Here is a 16166-nt window from a genome sequence, read left to right on the forward strand (position 1 = left end):
TTTTGCAGCTATGGATCAAACCTTCTCAAACCGAGCGATACTCTCCACATGACCAGTATGGCTAAACATATCCATCACCCCAGCATGAGTCAAGCGATAGCCAGCGTCGATGAGTGCTTTGGTATCACGGGCAAGCGTGGCAGGGTTGCATGAGACATAGACGATGCGTTTGGCGTTGAATTTTGGCAGATACGCCATCACTTCCCATGCGCCAGAGCGGGGCGGGTCGATGAGTAGCGCATCAAACTGATGTTCGCCAGTCGCCCATGGCTTATCTGAGAAATCCTGTGTCAAATCTTGGGCATAAAATTCGGTATGATGGATGCCATTGGCGATCGCATTCATCTTGGCACGTTCGGTCATCTGCTCTGAGCCTTCGACACCGACGACAAAGCCTGTCTCGCCCACCTTGCGGGCAAGTGCTAAGCTAAAATTCCCAAGTCCGCAGAACAAATCCAGCACCCGTTCACCAACTTGTAGGTCCAGTAGCTCACACGCTAGATCCATCATCTTGCGGTTCACCGACAGATTCACCTGCGTGAAATCCAGTGGTGAGAATTCATAAGTCAGCTCAAAATTTGGCAAATGATAAAACAGTCCGCCAGTCGGTGGCACAGTCAATGAACTGTCTCGAGCGCCATCGGTATCAATGCGATGCACAGTGTCTGAGCCTTTGGGCTGTAAGAACAGCTGCCAATGACGCTCGGCAAAGAAAGCTTTTAGTTTGGCAATGTCGTCATCACTCAGCGGTACCATGTGGCGTACGATGATGGCGACAGACTTGGCGCTGTCAGGGACATGAGAGAGTGTCTCACCCATCGCCACTTCAAGCTGTGGGATATGATCACGAGCATCGAGCGTGGTGATTAGTGCTTTTAGGTTTTCAATCTCAAAGCCAATGCGTGGATCTAGGATGTGGCATTCGTTCAGTTCGGATAGAAAGTTGCTGCCGCGTTCACGAAAGCCGACTAAAGCCGATTCTTTTTTGGCAACGAAGCGTACACCCATACGAGCCTTGGTGCGATAACCTAGGCGATCACCAACCAGTGGCGGTAGCCAGTTATCTGGCTGTACACCTGCTTGATGGGCGAGCAGTTCTGAGAGTACTGATTGCTTAAAGGCGATTTGACCATCGGCATCCCAGTGCTGAAGACTGCAACCACCGCAGACGGTGAAATGCGGACATGGCGGTGTCTGACGCTGTGGATGGGGGTTTGAGATGATGGCTTTGGCATCACCTTCTTCAAAGGTCTTTTTGCTGCTGGTGACTTTGACTGAGACGGTTTCGTTTGGCAGAGCGAAGCTTACGAAGATTTTTTTGCCAGCTTTATCAGGATTATGCGATTCGTTATCGGTTTCATAGACCGCTACGCCACGCCCATCATGGGCAAGATTGGTGATGGTAAAGTCAATCGGTGGGGCATCTGCCAAGCGTTTGCGCGCTCGAGCGATGGGCTTGCCTTTTTTGCTTGGGCTTATAATTAAGGAATGTTGTGCGGTCATGTGCTGCCTGTCTGATCAATAAAATAGATAGATGGGTAAACTGCTCATTATAACACAGTTTAACAGTGGCTTTTTGATGATTTTGTCATCAATCACCGACGTTGGCTGTGGTAATTGGGTTATAATATTGCCAGACAAATAAAGGGTGTGATGATGGGAAATGATCTATTATTGGCCTTGGTCAATCTACTGACTTCGGTCATCTCAGGGATTGCAGGGATGGGCGGTGGGGTGATTTTGGTGGGACTGTTGCCGCTATTTTTGCCTGCTGCTGCCATTGTGCCAGTCCATGCTGCAGCACAACTGGCGAGCAATGCCAGTCGGGCATGGTTTGGGCGATCGCAGATGGATTGGCGATATATGCTGCCTTATGTGGTGGGGGCGGTGGGCGGTACGGCGGTATTTTGGCTACTTGTGCGAGTGATTAGCCTTGAGTGGGTGCCGTTACTGATTGCGGTGTATATCTTGCTGACCCAATGGGTTGCACCTGTCAATCGTTGGCTGAAAAACCGTGAAAATTTCTATCTCATCGGCTTTATCCAAGTCGGTATCGGTATGTTTGTCGGCAGTCCAGGGCCGCTACATATGCCACTATTGACCAAAAAATACGACGATACACACACGGTGGTGACGGTCGCATCGGCGATGATGACCTTTTTTCATACGCTAAAGCTTGTGGCATATTTGGCACTTGGCTTTGTATTTATGGAGTATTGGCAACTGATTGTCTTGATGAGTATCTCGGCAGTCATCGGCTCATGGCTTGGGGTGCGACTGCGTCATCGTATGCCGATGGCGTGGCTCAAAGGGGCGATGCCGTGGATTTTGACGGTGATTGCCTTGCAAGTGATGGTGAAATTTGTGCTTGAGCGGGTTTGAGTGGGCTTATTCGTCAATAGGATTGATGAGTGTGATTGGTAGATGCTCAAAGTCTTTGTGATTTCTACTGGCAAGTTTTAATTGGTGACAAATTGCTGTTGCACCGATGATGGCATCAGGCAATTTGATTTTCTTTTCACGGCGCAGTTCTGCACTTTTTAAGATAATTTCACGACTAATTTCAATCCATGTAAATTGCTCGTGCAACATTTTTTCAGTCATTGCCAAAGCTTGTGCATTTGGTGCAAAAGAAAGCACTTCAGCAACAGTAATCATGCAGATACACATATGACCACGATGCTCGTACAAAAACCGAGTGGCTTGTGCGACACCATTTAAATGATAGATGATGATATTGCTATCAACTAAGATCATTTTTCCCACTCTCTATCCCATTCATCGCGAATCTTACGCTCATATGCCAAGCCATCAATTTGATTATTTTTCCATAGCCCAAATGTTGCCATCAGACTATCACTATCATCAGTGGCTTGGTTTTGCACCAATTCACCGATGATCTGACCATGATTGGTGAATTGCACTGTTTCGCCGTGTTGGATTTGTAAAATCTGCTCTTGGATAATGGGTGGCAAGGTGCTGATTTCGATTAACATGGTATTTTCCTTATTTGCTATTATTATTGATTTTATTCTACTGGTATTTTTATTAAATTGCAAAATATGCTTTGTATCAAAATAGCTGTAAGAATCCCTGCGATGGCTTGTCTTATCACTTCAATTCCACTACAATAAGAATAAATTAGAAAACTTTCTAATCCTAAGGAACTTACCATGCTTGCGAGTATCAGTGCCAAAATCCAACCTGAACTAAAAGACAGACTCGATGCCATCTTAAAGCAAGAAAAAACCACCGCCAACCACTTCATCAATGAAGTCATCGAAAAAGCCGTCATCGCCAAAGAGCAAGAATATCAAGCCGATCGGCGAGCTGATGCAATCTTGACTGAGCGGATTGATGCGTATTATGCCAATCAAGCACCTATGATGGATTGGACGAGTGCCAAGCAGGATTTACAGGCGTTTGTCGCCAATTTACATCAAGCGAAGTGATATATCAGTGATGTCATGAGTTTTCAAATCACAGTTTTATCATCAGCTTGGGATGATCTGAAATCACTGCTTGAATTTTATGACAAGGTGTCAAGCGATCAAATACTCATTGACCGCATTGCTGACTATGTCATGCAGAGTATTGAGACTTTGCAGACTTTTCCAGAGCGTCATGTGGTGGCATTTTATCGGTATGAGTCCCCTATTTATAAGATGATATTAACAAGATTTCCCATCTTGATTTATTATTTTATCGATCATCGCTATCACACTGTGGTGGTGGCACAAATACGCCATGCCAAGGAAAATCCACAGACGGCTCGCCGACTCTTTGGCGTGGAAGACTAAGATAAAGTGGCGAAAGGTGAAAAACCGCTCATGCCAATTGTGATCATCATCAAGGTATGAGCGGTTTTATTGTTATTGAGTTGGGTGAAGATTAAGCAGTCAAAAAATCTACCGCACCCACGCATCCAAGAATCCTTGATGGCGCAATGAGCCATCGGCATTGTGCAGTGATTCCACAAAGCCATAAGTCGCATCGATCAGCCCATCAGCGGCAGGCGTGTCCATTTTGCCAGTCAATATCAGCCATCTAAGGTAAATCAGCCAAGTGTTCAGTACATCTGATTCACAGTAAGTGGTAAGCTTTTGCCAGTCGCCTGCTTGCACCATCGGTACGACTTGTGAGCCATCGATATCACCTTTGCCAGCGAACCCGCATAAGCTTGCGATGGTGTCGAGCTTTTGGCGTTGATAGCCGTTATACAAAGACATCTTATCCATCAAATCAATGTGCATCTCACCATAGCGATACAGATAATCAGGCTTGATGGCAGGATTGAATAGGGCAGGGGCGGACAGCTTGTGATGCATGGCTCGGTACATGATGACAGGAATGTCAAAGCCTGCACCGTTCCAGCTGACTAAGGTGGGTTTTTTGTCAAAGGCACGCAAAAAAGTCGCCAAAATCTGATCTTCGCTCATCGTCTCAAGCGATAGCGATTTGAGACGAAAACTCACCCCATCAAACCACAAAAACGACAGGCACGCCACCTTGTGCAAGGGCAGGCGCATAAAATCCGTGCCTGCTTCAGCCTGACGCAGTGCGGTCAAGGCAGACAGTGCATCGGCATCATCCAAGTCCTTGAGCGTCGGATACAGACGGCGACCCGTCTCAACATCAGGGATGGTCTCAATGTCAAAGACCAGTATCGGTGATTGGCTATTCATATCAGCTTACTCTGAATCTGATGGTGTATCGACGACACCAAACAGTCCTGTGGATAGATAGCGATCACCACGGTCGCACACGATAAAGGCAATCACGGCATCAGGATTGTCTTTGGCGATCTGATGTGCTGCCCACGCCGCACCACCTGATGATACACCGCAGAAGATGCCTTCTTCGCGAGCCAGCTTACGCATATAGCGTTCGGCGTCAGCTTGGCTGACATCCATGATGGTATCGACCAATGACGCATCAAAAATCCCTGGTAGGTACTCAGCAGGCCAGCGGCGAATCCCTGCGATGCTTGAAGCGTCATCTGGCTGTAGTCCGATGACTTGGATGGTGGGGTTTTGTTCTTTGAGATATTGGCTCACGCCCATGATGGTGCCTGTGGTGCCCATGCTGCTGACAAAGTGTGTAATCTTACCATCGGTTTGCTCCCACAGCTCAGGGCCTGTGGTTAGGTAGTGGGCTTGCTTGTTGTCAGCGTTGTTAAACTGATCGAGCACGATGCCCTTGCCTTCAGCTTGCATCTGTAGTGCCAGATCTCGTGCTGCTTCCATACCGTCAGCGACTTCGATCAGTGTCGCGCCATAGGCAGTCATTGCATCTTTACGCTCTTGGGTGGAGTTGGCAGGCATCAGTAGTGTCATCTGATAGCCACGCATGGCAGCGACCATCGCTAGGGCAATGCCTGTATTGCCACTGGTGGCTTCGATGAGCGTATCGCCTGGTTTGATATCGCCACGCTGTTCGGCTTGATAGATCATATTAAAGGCAGGGCGATCTTTGACTGAGCCTGCTGGGTTGTTGCCTTCTAGCTTGGCAAGCAGTGTCGCACCTGTGTTCTTGCCAAGTGTGGATAGCTTGACCAGTGGTGTATTGCCCACGCAGTCAGATAGCGTGGTGGTATGATGGATAAAGTCTGTCATTGTTTGCCTTATTCTAATTGCTATGATGGGGCAATTATAGCATATTTTAAATCAGCCAAGCAGTATCAACTTCATATAAAGGCACTTGTGGTACTGCCTTGAGATTTTGGCTGAATATATTGAAATTTACCTTATAATATTATTAATATATAAGTAAATTTTCTTCGTGCCAAATTTTAAAAATTGGTCGTTTGAGTTGATGATATGCATTTGGGCATTATGCGTTCACATCCATGCACCAATATTTGGTGGTGATGTACTCTTCGATGCCATATTTTGAGCCTTCACGCCCAAAGCCTGATTGCTTGACACCGCCAAAGGGGGCAACTTCGGTGGATGGCAGCCCTGTGTTTTGGGCGACCATGCCATATTCCAAAGCTTCAGATACTCGCCACGAGCGACCCAAATCATTGGTATAAAAGTACGCTGCCAAGCCATAGATGGTATCGTTCGCCATAGTGATGACTTCTTCTTCGCTTGAGAAGGTAAATACAGGTGCAATCGGGCCAAAAATCTCTTCACGGTAGATGTCCATCTCAGGAGTGATATCACTGATGATGGTTGGGTTGAAGGTTAATTTGCTGGCATCATTTTTATTGCCACCTGTGATGAGTGTTGCACCTTTATCCAAAGCATCGTTTAAAAGATGTTCCACTTTTTGCAAGGCTTTATCATTGATGAGTGGCCCGACTTCCACGCCTGATGTCATGCCGTTACCGACTGTTAGGGCATCAACTTTTGCTTTAAAAATTTCTAAGAATTTATCTTTGATGCTGTCTTGGACATAGACACGGTTGGCACAGACGCAAGTTTGTCCTGCGTTGCGGTATTTTGAGCCAATCAAGCCAGCAGCTGCCTTTTCAAGGTCGGCATCTTCAAAGACGATGAATGGGGCATTACCGCCAAGCTCTAGCGAGAGTTTTTTGACGGTACTGGCGCATTGCTCCATCAGTAGGCGACCGACAGCAGTCGAGCCTGTAAAGGATAGCTTATGAATGCGTTCGTCTTTGGTTAGTACACTGCCGATGGTTGGGGCATCGCCTGTGACGATTTGCAGTACGCCTTTTGGCAGGCCTGCTTGTTCGGCAAGCACCATCATGGCGATGGCAGAAAATGGCGTTTGGCTATCTGGCTTGACAATCATAGTACAGCCAGCTGCGAGTGCAGGAGCGGCTTTACGAGTAATCATCGCCGCTGGGAAATTCCACGGCGTGATGGCAGCACAGACACCGACGGGCTGCTTTAGGATAGTGTAGCGTAAGGCAGGGTTGGTGGCTGCGATGACATCACCATAGACACGCTTACCTTCTTCGGCAAACCAACGGATAAAGCTGTTGGCATACGCCACTTCGCCACGGGCTTCGCTAAGCGGCTTGCCTTGCTCAAGCGTCATGATGACTGCCAAATCATCCATATTGGCATCAATCAAATCTGCCCATTTGTGCAAAATCTCGCCACGATCTTTGGGGGTGAGTTTTGCCCATGCGTGTTGGGCAGTCTCGGCAGCGGCAACCGCAGTACGCACTTCATCGGCAGATAAATCAGGCACACAGCCGAGATGCGAGCCATCAAATGGATTGGTGATGTCAATGGTTTTACCGCTTTGGGCGGCGATCCATGCGCCATCGATATGGCAAGATTCACGGATGAGAGCAGGATTTTTTAGGTGGGTAGTGATTGTCATTGAAAGACTCCTCTTTGTACTATTTAAGATGGGATGGACCGATCATGAATGGTGGTGGTATTCGATGTTATGTCACTGGTGCATCTTGGTGTAGTAATGACTTATTTAGGTATATTCTTGCATTATAAAAACTACGGTTGGTACTGACAAGCGTTTCCTGTAACTGAACCGTCAGTTATTTTATGGTGTTGTCTTTGAAGTATGCAACGCCCCAAGTCCAGCAGCGACATCCGCCATCCCCATCGGACGCTACATTTGCCAAAAAGTCAAAGATCAGCAGGCAAGCTGAGATCCATCAAAGCATCATGCTACTCATGGTGCTTTTTTTGTGATTTTTTGCTATAGTGCGTTTATCTATCGTGATGGACATATTATGCAAATCGAAAAAAGCTATGGCATCAAAAGCGCTTATGGGCAGCTGATTTTATTGGTATTTTTGCCGATTGTGATTTTGGCATTGGCAGGTTCGTACATTGTCATGACTGAGGCGCGCCGAGCGATTTTGGCTGAGCAAGACACGATGGCACAGGCGGCGCTCGTGCGCTATGAGGCCATTGTGCGCCCTTTGTTGACCGACATTCAGCATCGCCAAGCCCGCTTGGATGAGCGTGCAGCACAGATGACTGATGATGAGATTTTATCAGCCATCGCCCCAAACAACGACAAGCAAGCTGCAGCCACAGCGCTCGATGTTGATGGCTCGTTTTATAATGAAAATTGGTTTGTGCAGCTACAACAATCGCGTAATCAGCATGTGCAGCGCGTCGCGGTGATGGATGGCGTCGGACAAGTGCTATTTAGTACGGGGATGCAGACGGATCTGTCATGGGGCGATTTTGATTTGACCGCCAATGAGATTTTTCGTTTACCTACCGCGGTCGGTACTGCTTATGGCAAGTCGTTTATTTTTGATGATAAGCGCTACTGGCTTTTGGTGGATATGGATAGCACGCCCTTGACGATCGCTTCATATCGCGTGGCGCTGGCGCTGACCATCACAGGTCTTACGACGATTTTGCTGCTGTTGTTGATTTTAAATATCTACTCTAAGCGCTGGATTGCACCGATTTATGAGATGCGTCTGTATTTGCAAAGGCTCAATGCCGATAATCTGTCGCGGCTGCCGACTTTGAGAACCAATGGTGAATTTGCGCTGCTCAAGGATGATTTCACCCGTGCCATCAAGCGGCTCGACAGCAGTTTTACAGAGCTAAAAAATCACGCCGACGAGACCGAACGAGACTTGCAGCAAGCCTTTGATGAGATGGAGATGCAAAATATCTCTATCCGCAATGCCCGTGATGCCGCGATCTCAACCAGTCAAGCCAAATCTGCTTTTTTGGCCAATATCAGCCATGAGCTGCGCACGCCATTGAACAGTATCGATGGCTTTATCAATTTATTGGCAAAAAAAGCCACCTTCACTGGCGAACAAAATCTATATGTACAGACCATCAAAAAATCCAGCGCGCATTTATTGGCTTTGGTCAATGATGTGTTGGATTTTTCTAAGATGGAGGCAGGCAAGCTTGTCTTGGAAAGCCATCAATTCGATCTGCGTGCCGCGGTGTATGATGTGGTGGATATGCTGTCGCCAGCAGCGTTTGAAAAGCGGCTGCGCTTGGCGGTGCTGTTTTATGATGATGTGCCAACTCAAGTCATTGGTGATAGTTTAAGAGTTAAGCAAATATTAACAAATCTGGTCGGCAATGCCATCAAATTCACCGATTCAGGCGGTGTGGTGGTGCGTGTGAGTTTGGCACAGCAGTCAGGATTTTTACGCATTGAAGTTGAGGACACGGGCAAGGGCGTGAGCGAAAGTGACAAGCAAAAGCTGTTTGTCAGCTTTGGCCAAGGCGATCTGTCTGTCACTCGGCGCTATGGCGGCACAGGCTTGGGGCTTGTGATATCCAAGCAGTTGACACAGCTGATGGGCGGCGCGATTGGCTTTTATGATAATCGCGGTGAAAACATTGCCAATGCGGGTGCGACTTTTTGGTTTGAGATGCCAACAGGCGTCGAGGATGAGCTGGATATTGATCATCATACGCAGATCCCATCGGCGCTACAGATGCCGATGCAGCTGTTGGTGTGGATCAATCATGCGCCGACACTGCAGGTCTTAAAGGCTGGCTTATTAGGCACCAAAGTACAGCTGACTGTCGCCATCGGATTGGCAGATTTATTAGAAAAAATTGATAAAAATGAGGTGCAATACGACTGGGTCATCGTCGATAACTTCGGCCAAGATGCCGCCAAAGATGATGTCGGTGCCATCTTGCGCCAGATACGCCTGCGCTATCAGGGCAAGCTTGCCAGCTTTGGCTATCAGGTGGGCATCAATGAGCAGCTGTTGATGCGCTATCAGACACATGCACTGTACGAGCCTTTGGATCGGCGTCAGCTGCACGCGATGCTGTCCAATCAGCAGACGGTGGCGGCGACCATATCCGCTCAGGCCAAATTTGTCGGTCGGCGCATTTTGGCTGTCGATGACCATTTGCCAAATCTGTTGGTACTTGATGCACTGCTGGGTGAGCTGGGTGTGGAGGTGGTGACAGCCAGTAATGGCTTTGATGCCATCGAAAAAATGACCCAGAGCATCACAGGTTCGATGGCGCCGATTGACATGATTTTTATGGATGTGCAGATGCCTCGCATGTCGGGACTTGAGGCGGCGCTTGAGATTCGCAAGATCGAGCGCGCGCACATGGTGGCGCCAGTACCGATCATTGCATTGACTGCACATGGCTTATCCGACGAAAAAGATCGCTTGGTGTCATCAGGGCTTGATGACTATGTCGGCAAACCTGTGGGTGAGATGCAGTTGATACAGATTTTGCAAAAATGGCTGGAGCGTAGCGGTGATAGCCATCGCGATGCCGATCTGCTACAGGTGATTCAATCGCTGCCCGAAGCACAAGCTGACGCGATGGATGCGCCGATTGAGGCAGCTGAGCAGCTGATGGATGTTGATTGGCAAGATGCGCTGACACGCTCAACCCACAAGCCAGATCTGGCCAAAAAACTCTTACAGATGCTCATCGACAGCGCCGAGGGCGAGCGTCAGGCACTAGAAAGAGCGTGGGCAGACCGCGATCGCGTGGCGCTGGCAGACATTAGCCATCGGATGGTTGGAGCGGCGCGCTATACAGGCGTACCCAGACTTAGGGCGACCTCTGAGGCATTTGAAGAGCGGTGTCGAGCAGACATCACGGCGGTGAGCGCCAGTCAGTTCATCGCCATGCGACCTGCTTATCGCGCACTGATCGATGCGCTTGATGCGCTGCAGTCGATTGATCTTGGCAGCATCATTCAGCCATCGATTTGAACATGATGGCTGAAGCTTGGGCAGCTTATGCTGACGCTTGCGCCAATGTGCCGATGGCTTGACCCATCACTACTTTTTGACCATGAGTGATGCCATCGAGCCAAGTATTGCCTGCTGATTTTGGCAATACAACAATCGCTGTCGAGCCCAGATAAAATCTGCCAAGCTCATCGCCTTTTTTCATATCCATATCATGCGTACGATACTGAATGTACGGTGTACGGCGAATCTGACCAGTCGCGACGCACTCAATCCCCGCCACAATCATCGCACCGACCAGTACCACCGCAGCACGACCAAACCCAGTCTCAAACAGACATACCAAGCGTTCATTGCGTGCGAACAAATCAGGTACTGACTCGGCAGTGGCATTATTCACCGAAAACAGTGTGCCTGGTACATAGCGAGTGGCAATCAGCTTGCCATCAAAAGGCAGATGCACACGGTGATAGTTGCTCGGTGCTAGATAAATCGTCGCAAAACTGCCATCAATAAAATACTGCCCATCATCATAATCAGCCAGTAGCTGACCGACTTCATAATCACGGCCTTTGGCTTGCAAGATGGATTGGTGAAGGATTGTGCCTGCTTGCGAGACTGTACCATCAGCAGGGCAGATGATGCTGTTTGTATCTGCATCAATCGGGCGAGTATTATCCTTTAATTCACGGGTAAAAAAGTCATTAAAGCTGGCATAATCATCCAGTGAGCCACGCTCATACTCATCGAGTGTGATGCCGTAGGCTTTGGCGAAGCTGTGGATTAGGGCTTTTTTGACATAAGGATTTTGGCTTTTGGCAAGGCTGCCAGCCAGCTCACTCAAGGCTTGTTGTGGGATAAGATTTTGGGCAAGGGTAAATAGGCTCATAATGATGATATTCGCTAAAAAATTAACTCATTTTAGCACATCAAAGCAGATTTGTAAGTTGATAAATGTGAAAAACCCAGACAATCATCTGACCATCTGGGCTGTTTTTGATGATGAGATTATTCACCATAAATCGCACGAATCACTTGCTTAAAATACGCAAAGGCATCATCAGCACCTTTGAGTGCAGATGCCTTGTCGATGGTGGTTTCTAGCGTATCAATCTTTGCTTTGGTGTCTTTCCAATGTGCCAAGCGGCCATCACTATGCGCTGCTAAGTGGCTTGCGCCATGCGTATCAGACAACTCAATTTTGCCTGCTTCTTTGTACAAAATCGCAGCACCGACATTAGAGCCTTCGACGCAGTATAGCCAGCCGATGGCTTCATCATCGCTAAAGCTTGGCGTTGGTAATTCACCAGCAAATGGCTCAACTTGCAAATCCGACATATCTGACTTGACTCGTTCAAATCGAGCAAGCTCAGCTAAGCCATCGATACGCTCGGCAAGTGCATCATGATGGTAGATGGGATTGACTGTTTGGTGAAAGGCGTATTGTGCTTGCAGAAATTTGCGATAATTATCCAATGATGCAAATGGCTGCATCGACATCACCAGATGATCAACGCTGTCGTGTGTGGTGCGTGAATGTTCTTTGAGTGCTTCGGTCAGTGTCATGCGATAATCTCCTTGGACTCATAGATGAGTGGGTTTGGCGTGTGTCAATTTTTTTTGGCAATAAGGTAACAAATTTTCGTCCATTTGTAAATAAGATAAATAATGATAATCATTTCTATTTACAACAAAAACCTGTCATGCTACCATATTTATGATGCACCAAATAAAAATTTGCCCAAACAGTCATCAAGCAGTGATTAGCCACAGCACGCCAAAGATAATGATTGATTTTATTGATTGTTTATTTGATTAATGATTGGATAAAATAATCAAAAAACTGATGGCTGATCAGATTTTGCCGTTAATTCCCAATGATTAATCAAATATTGCGGCCAAACATTGCTTAGTGCTTTTGGAGTTTGATATGCTTAATACCATGAAACGACCTGCCGACAGCCTGATCCACAACAATGCGCTCATCCGAGGCGTATTTTTTGGCTTGGGCGTGGTTTTTTTGGTGCTTGGGCTGATTGGTGTGGTTGTGCCAGGGATGCCGACGACGGTGTTTGTGCTGTTGGCGGGCTATTGCTGGGCGAGAAGTTCGCAGCGGTTTTATGACTATTTGCTGTCGCATCAGCTGTTTGGCAAGATGATCACCGACTGGCAAGAACGCCGCGCGATGCCACGCTTTGCCAAATATCTGGCATGGACGATGATGGCGATATCGACGGTGGTGATGTTTATAAGGTTGCCCGATGACTGGCTATGGCTGGGTGTCGTGATGGCGGTTGTGTCTGTCTTGGTGGCGGTTTGGATGGCGCGCCTACCCAATGCTTGAACAAACGCGCCTGTTGACCAATTCCAATCTTTGAACGAAGATTGGAAATTTTTTTATTTTGATAATGATAATAATAACAATTCTTATTTACAATATAAACACAGTTGGTTATAATTGGGCAATCATTGAGCAATTTTGATTACAGGAGCTAATCATGACCCATGCAAAACCAACCGCACTTGCGCTTAGCATCAGCATTGCCTTGGCCATGTATGCCACAGCAGCGCAGGCTGATGAAGGTGCTGGTGAGACAGATCTGCCGACGGTGGTGCTAGATACCCAGACGGTGACAATCATCCGCCAATCCGCCTTGGCCAGAAGCCATATTGATCAGGCGCAGATCGCGCGCACGATGGCATTGGATAGCAGGGATTTGGTTCGATACGAGACAGGCGTGTCGGTGGTTGAGACAGGGCGCATGGGCGCAAGCGGCTTTGCCATTCGGGGTGTCGATGAAAACCGCGTCGCTGTCACCGTCGATGGCCTGCACCAAGCACAGACGCTGTCATCACAAGGGTTTAAAGAGCTGTTCGAGGGCTATGGTAATTTTAATAACACCAGAAACGGTGTCGAGGTCGAGCATTTAAAGCGCGCCATCGTCACCAAAGGTGCAAGCTCACTTGTGGTTGGTAGCGGTGCTTTGGGTGGCATGGTGCAATACCAGACCAAAGCTCCACAAGATTTTTTGCAGGACAAAGATTATTTTGCCAGCCATAAAATTGGCTATGCCACCGCCAATAATGAACGCATGAACACCACCACATTGGCTGGGCGCTTTGCCGATCTTGAGGCGCTGATCATTCGAACCGAGCGCGAGGGGCATGAGTTTGAGAATTATGGTTATGATGGATATGATGAATTTTTGCAAGGTCGCGAACGCGAAAAGGCCGATCCTTATACCATACACAAAGAAAGCTGGCTGGGTAAATTATCCTACGCGCCAAATGATGAGCATCGATTCACCATCATGGCAGACACCAGCAAGCTTAGCTCCCAAGGTCATGATTTTTCATATAATCTAAATGCCAGTGATTATTATGATCGCAGCGAGATCCGACTAAGACACACCGATGATAAAAGTGAGCGCAGCATGTTCGGTGTCAGCTACGAAAATCATCATGCCAATGCGCTGCGGGATGGGCTAAAGCTGTCTTATCATCAACAAAAAATCGACAATGTCGCGCGCACCGATGACTACTGCGAGGGTAATTTGTCGTGCAATGAGATTGCCAATCCGATGGGCTGGCAAGTCAAAGATGGCAAAATTGTGGACAAGAATGGTAAGTTGCCCACCGTCACAAAAGTCGGCTATGACACTGTGGTCAGTATCGATGGCGTGCCTGTGGATGGCGCGGCATTTTCATTGAATCGACGGCTGAATCAGTCGTGGTTCGATTGTTCGGTATTTGATTGTACTGGATCGATTTTGGGCTATCACTCGGGCTATGATGATCAGTGGAATCCAACATTGAGCGAGAAGCAGTTTGAATTTGATACAGATAATATCGTGACTGACCATGATGGCAAGCGATATGCCAAAGTCAAGGATGCAGGCTATAGTGATTATCTACTGACGCCAGTCGGGCAGGGTTTTCTTGAAAGACTGTACAAACAGCGCCCATCTAAAGACCGACACCAAGCAGCTGAATGTCGATGCGGATAAATATCTACACATCGGCAATATGGCACATCAGCTGAGCTATGGCGGCATGTACAGCGAAACCGACACCTCGATGGTCAATCAAGATGGCTCTTTTGCGCATCTGCCGCAGTGGTGGGCGCAGGGATTTATCGGCCTTAGAAAAGATGGCAAGTCTTTGTATGACAATTGCGCTGAGGCCAAAGACACGGCCAATGTCGATCGATGGCATTCGCGCAATACCAATACTTATGCCTGCCCAAGCCATTCACCGCTTAGCTCATTTTTGATTCCTGTCACCACAAAGACAGGGGCGCTGTATTTTGCCGATAAAATTCAAGTGACTGACAAATTGCGTCTGGATGTGGGCTATCGTTATGATAAGATCAAATATCAGCCCAATTATGTCGCGGGTGAGAGTCCAGCCATCGTTGATGATATGGTCAAAGGGCTGTTCGTGCCATTGCCAACACCGACACATGGCACCAAACCAAATTGGTGGGATGATCAATATCAAGGCTCATCAGATCCAAAGTTCATCGCCGATTTAACCGCTTGGCAGAATGCTGAGGATGTGTATCAGCAAAGCGTGGCGGATAATCCTGCCCAAAATATCGCCTACTTTGCTCAGCCGAAACAATATTCAGCACACTCTTATGCATTGGGTGCGACATATGACCCAACGAGCTTTACCAGATTGCAATTGAAATATGCCCGTAGCTTTAGAACGCCTACCAGTGATGAGATGTATTTTACTTTCAAGCATCCTGACTTCACCATTTTGCCAAATACCGATCTAAAACCTGAGATCGCGCACAATAAAGAGCTGGCTTTGACCCTGCATGGCAAATTGGGGCATGTGACTACCAGTGTATTTCAAAGTGATTATGACGACTTTTTAAATTTGGATTATCTGGGTCAAAAAGCCTTTAAAAACCCTTATGAAAGCAATATTCCGACCTTGCAGCATCAACTGTATCAGAATGTCAATGTTGATAAAGCCAAAATTACAGGTGTCGAAATTGATGCTAAGCTCAATGTCGGCGAGGTTTTCCCATCACTACAAGGGGTGAATGCCAGCTACAAATTTACCGATCAAAAAGGCCGCATGGCTGGCGACATACCGATCAACGCCATTCAGCCGCGCACCTCGGTGATCGGCATCGGCTATGATCATGCCAATGAAAAATTCGGTGCCAATCTGTATCTGACGCATGTGGATGCCAAAAAAGCTGAAGACACTTATAATATGTTTTATCGCGAAGAGGGTGCGGATAATAGTCAAGTCAAATGGCGCAGTGATGCTTATCGTCTGTGGGATTTGACCGCGTATTATCGCCCGACAGATCATGTGACATTGCAAGCAGGCGTGTATAATCTGTTTGACAAAAAATACTTAACTTGGGATTCGGCACGATCCATCCGCTCATTTGGCACCAGTAATATGATTAATCAAACGACAGGTCAAGGCATCCATCGATTCTACGCACCAGAGCGTAATTTTAAACTCAGTGCTGAATTTAAATTCTAATCAGACCGCCCATCTAATCCCCTTGAACATCTTTCAAGGGGAT

At 47.5% G+C, this 16166-nt stretch carries 15 protein-coding genes; 7 read left to right on the forward strand and 8 right to left on the reverse strand.

From position 1 onward, the window contains the following. Positions 1–15: 15 nt before the first annotated feature. On the reverse strand, positions 16–1503 hold the full coding sequence (gene rlmD / locus AZ602_RS03025; RefSeq protein ID WP_103033642.1) for a 23S rRNA (uracil(1939)-C(5))-methyltransferase RlmD: 1488 nt from the start codon (positions 1501–1503) through the stop codon (positions 16–18). Positions 1504–1656: 153 nt separating this feature from the next. Here rlmD and AZ602_RS03030 point away from each other — a divergent pair, with 153 nt between their 5' ends. Continuing rightward, on the forward strand, positions 1657–2382 hold the full coding sequence (locus AZ602_RS03030) for a sulfite exporter TauE/SafE family protein (RefSeq protein ID WP_103033643.1): 726 nt from the start codon (positions 1657–1659) through the stop codon (positions 2380–2382). 6 nt (positions 2383–2388) lie between these two features. Here AZ602_RS03030 and AZ602_RS03035 read toward each other — a convergent pair whose 3' ends face one another. Together AZ602_RS03035 and AZ602_RS03040 are read right to left on the reverse strand one after the other, a co-directional pair. Next, on the reverse strand, positions 2389–2757 hold the full coding sequence (locus AZ602_RS03035) for a type II toxin-antitoxin system VapC family toxin (RefSeq protein WP_103033644.1): 369 nt from the start codon (positions 2755–2757) through the stop codon (positions 2389–2391). Further along, on the reverse strand, positions 2754–2996 hold the full coding sequence (locus AZ602_RS03040) for a hypothetical protein (protein WP_103033645.1): 243 nt from the start codon (positions 2994–2996) through the stop codon (positions 2754–2756). The genes AZ602_RS03035 and AZ602_RS03040 overlap by 4 nt, the downstream gene beginning before the upstream one ends. Positions 2997–3173: 177 nt before the next feature. On the opposite strand from AZ602_RS03040, the gene AZ602_RS03045 reads away from it, so the two are divergent. After that, positions 3174–3452, forward strand: coding sequence for a hypothetical protein (locus AZ602_RS03045; RefSeq protein ID WP_103033646.1), 279 nt, complete (start codon positions 3174–3176; stop codon positions 3450–3452). Positions 3453–3467: 15 nt separating this feature from the next. Next, a complete protein-coding gene (locus AZ602_RS03050; RefSeq protein WP_103033647.1) occupies positions 3468–3800 on the forward strand; it encodes a type II toxin-antitoxin system RelE/ParE family toxin in 333 nt (110 codons plus the stop codon). A 108-nt stretch (positions 3801–3908) separates the two neighbouring features. Here AZ602_RS03050 and AZ602_RS03055 read toward each other — a convergent pair whose 3' ends face one another. The 3 genes from AZ602_RS03055 to AZ602_RS03065 all read right to left on the reverse strand — a co-directional run bounded on the left by AZ602_RS03055 (position 3909) and on the right by AZ602_RS03065 (position 7299). Next, positions 3909–4685: a 3'-5' exonuclease gene (locus tag AZ602_RS03055; RefSeq protein ID WP_103033648.1), complete on the reverse strand. Its 777-nt coding sequence runs from the start codon at positions 4683–4685 to the stop codon at positions 3909–3911. Positions 4686–4691: 6 nt separating this feature from the next. Continuing rightward, the gene (gene cysM / locus AZ602_RS03060; RefSeq protein ID WP_103033649.1) at positions 4692–5615 is read right to left on the reverse strand and encodes a cysteine synthase CysM; all 924 of its coding nucleotides are present in this window, start codon (positions 5613–5615) and stop codon (positions 4692–4694) included. 217 nt (positions 5616–5832) lie between these two features. Beyond that, positions 5833–7299, reverse strand: a complete 1467-nt coding sequence (locus AZ602_RS03065; RefSeq protein WP_103033650.1) for an NAD-dependent succinate-semialdehyde dehydrogenase — start codon at positions 7297–7299, stop codon at positions 5833–5835. Between the two features lie 373 nt (positions 7300–7672). On the opposite strand from AZ602_RS03065, the gene AZ602_RS03070 reads away from it, so the two are divergent. Beyond that, positions 7673–10630 carry an ATP-binding protein gene (locus AZ602_RS03070; RefSeq protein WP_103033651.1) on the forward strand — a complete coding sequence of 986 codons (2958 nt, stop codon included), beginning with the start codon at positions 7673–7675 and terminating at the stop codon, positions 10628–10630. A gap of 25 nt (positions 10631–10655) precedes the next feature. Here AZ602_RS03070 and asd read toward each other — a convergent pair whose 3' ends face one another. Together asd and AZ602_RS03080 are read right to left on the reverse strand one after the other, a co-directional pair. After that, complete coding sequence (asd, locus tag AZ602_RS03075) at positions 10656–11498, reverse strand: archaetidylserine decarboxylase (protein ID WP_103033652.1); 843 nt, start codon at positions 11496–11498, stop codon at positions 10656–10658. 119 nt (positions 11499–11617) lie between these two features. Next, on the reverse strand, positions 11618–12175 hold the full coding sequence (locus AZ602_RS03080; RefSeq protein WP_103033653.1) for a biliverdin-producing heme oxygenase: 558 nt from the start codon (positions 12173–12175) through the stop codon (positions 11618–11620). 364 nt (positions 12176–12539) lie between these two features. On the opposite strand from AZ602_RS03080, the gene AZ602_RS03085 reads away from it, so the two are divergent. From AZ602_RS03085 to AZ602_RS03095, 3 genes are all read left to right on the forward strand, one after another. Continuing rightward, on the forward strand, positions 12540–12953 hold the full coding sequence (locus AZ602_RS03085) for a YbaN family protein (protein WP_103033654.1): 414 nt from the start codon (positions 12540–12542) through the stop codon (positions 12951–12953). A 154-nt stretch (positions 12954–13107) separates the two neighbouring features. Next, positions 13108–14616 carry a TonB-dependent receptor plug domain-containing protein gene (locus AZ602_RS03090; protein WP_103033655.1) on the forward strand — a complete coding sequence of 503 codons (1509 nt, stop codon included), beginning with the start codon at positions 13108–13110 and terminating at the stop codon, positions 14614–14616. Beyond that, positions 14549–16123, forward strand: a complete 1575-nt coding sequence (locus tag AZ602_RS03095; protein ID WP_103033656.1) for a TonB-dependent hemoglobin/transferrin/lactoferrin family receptor — start codon at positions 14549–14551, stop codon at positions 16121–16123. Before AZ602_RS03090 ends, AZ602_RS03095 begins: the two co-directional genes overlap by 68 nt. Positions 16124–16166: the final 43 nt, after the last annotated feature.

Origin of the sequence: Moraxella sp. RCAD0137 (assembly GCF_002894025.1) — a bacterium.
GTDB classification, from domain to species: Bacteria; Pseudomonadota; Gammaproteobacteria; order Pseudomonadales; family Moraxellaceae; genus Moraxella; species Moraxella porci.

Bases quoted from the DNA above. Each gene is read 5' to 3' on its own strand.
- AZ602_RS03030 (WP_103033643.1), top strand. From the start codon at position 1,657: ATGGGAAATGATCTATTATTGGCCTTGGTCAATCTACTGACTTCGGTC.
- AZ602_RS03035 (WP_103033644.1), bottom strand. From the start codon at position 2,757: ATGATCTTAGTTGATAGCAATATCATCATCTATCATTTAAATGGTGTC.
- rlmD (WP_103033642.1), bottom strand. From the start codon at position 1,503: ATGACCGCACAACATTCCTTAATTATAAGCCCAAGCAAAAAAGGCAAG.
- AZ602_RS03065 (WP_103033650.1), bottom strand. From the start codon at position 7,299: ATGACAATCACTACCCACCTAAAAAATCCTGCTCTCATCCGTGAATCT.
- AZ602_RS03080 (WP_103033653.1), bottom strand. From the start codon at position 12,175: ATGACACTGACCGAAGCACTCAAAGAACATTCACGCACCACACACGAC.
- AZ602_RS03040 (WP_103033645.1), bottom strand. From the start codon at position 2,996: ATGTTAATCGAAATCAGCACCTTGCCACCCATTATCCAAGAGCAGATT.
- AZ602_RS03085 (WP_103033654.1), top strand. From the start codon at position 12,540: ATGCTTAATACCATGAAACGACCTGCCGACAGCCTGATCCACAACAAT.
- AZ602_RS03070 (WP_103033651.1), top strand. From the start codon at position 7,673: ATGCAAATCGAAAAAAGCTATGGCATCAAAAGCGCTTATGGGCAGCTG.
- asd (WP_103033652.1), bottom strand. From the start codon at position 11,498: ATGAGCCTATTTACCCTTGCCCAAAATCTTATCCCACAACAAGCCTTG.
- AZ602_RS03055 (WP_103033648.1), bottom strand. From the start codon at position 4,685: ATGAATAGCCAATCACCGATACTGGTCTTTGACATTGAGACCATCCCT.
- AZ602_RS03050 (WP_103033647.1), top strand. From the start codon at position 3,468: ATGAGTTTTCAAATCACAGTTTTATCATCAGCTTGGGATGATCTGAAA.
- AZ602_RS03090 (WP_103033655.1), top strand. From the start codon at position 13,108: ATGACCCATGCAAAACCAACCGCACTTGCGCTTAGCATCAGCATTGCC.
- cysM (WP_103033649.1), bottom strand. From the start codon at position 5,615: ATGACAGACTTTATCCATCATACCACCACGCTATCTGACTGCGTGGGC.
- AZ602_RS03045 (WP_103033646.1), top strand. From the start codon at position 3,174: ATGCTTGCGAGTATCAGTGCCAAAATCCAACCTGAACTAAAAGACAGA.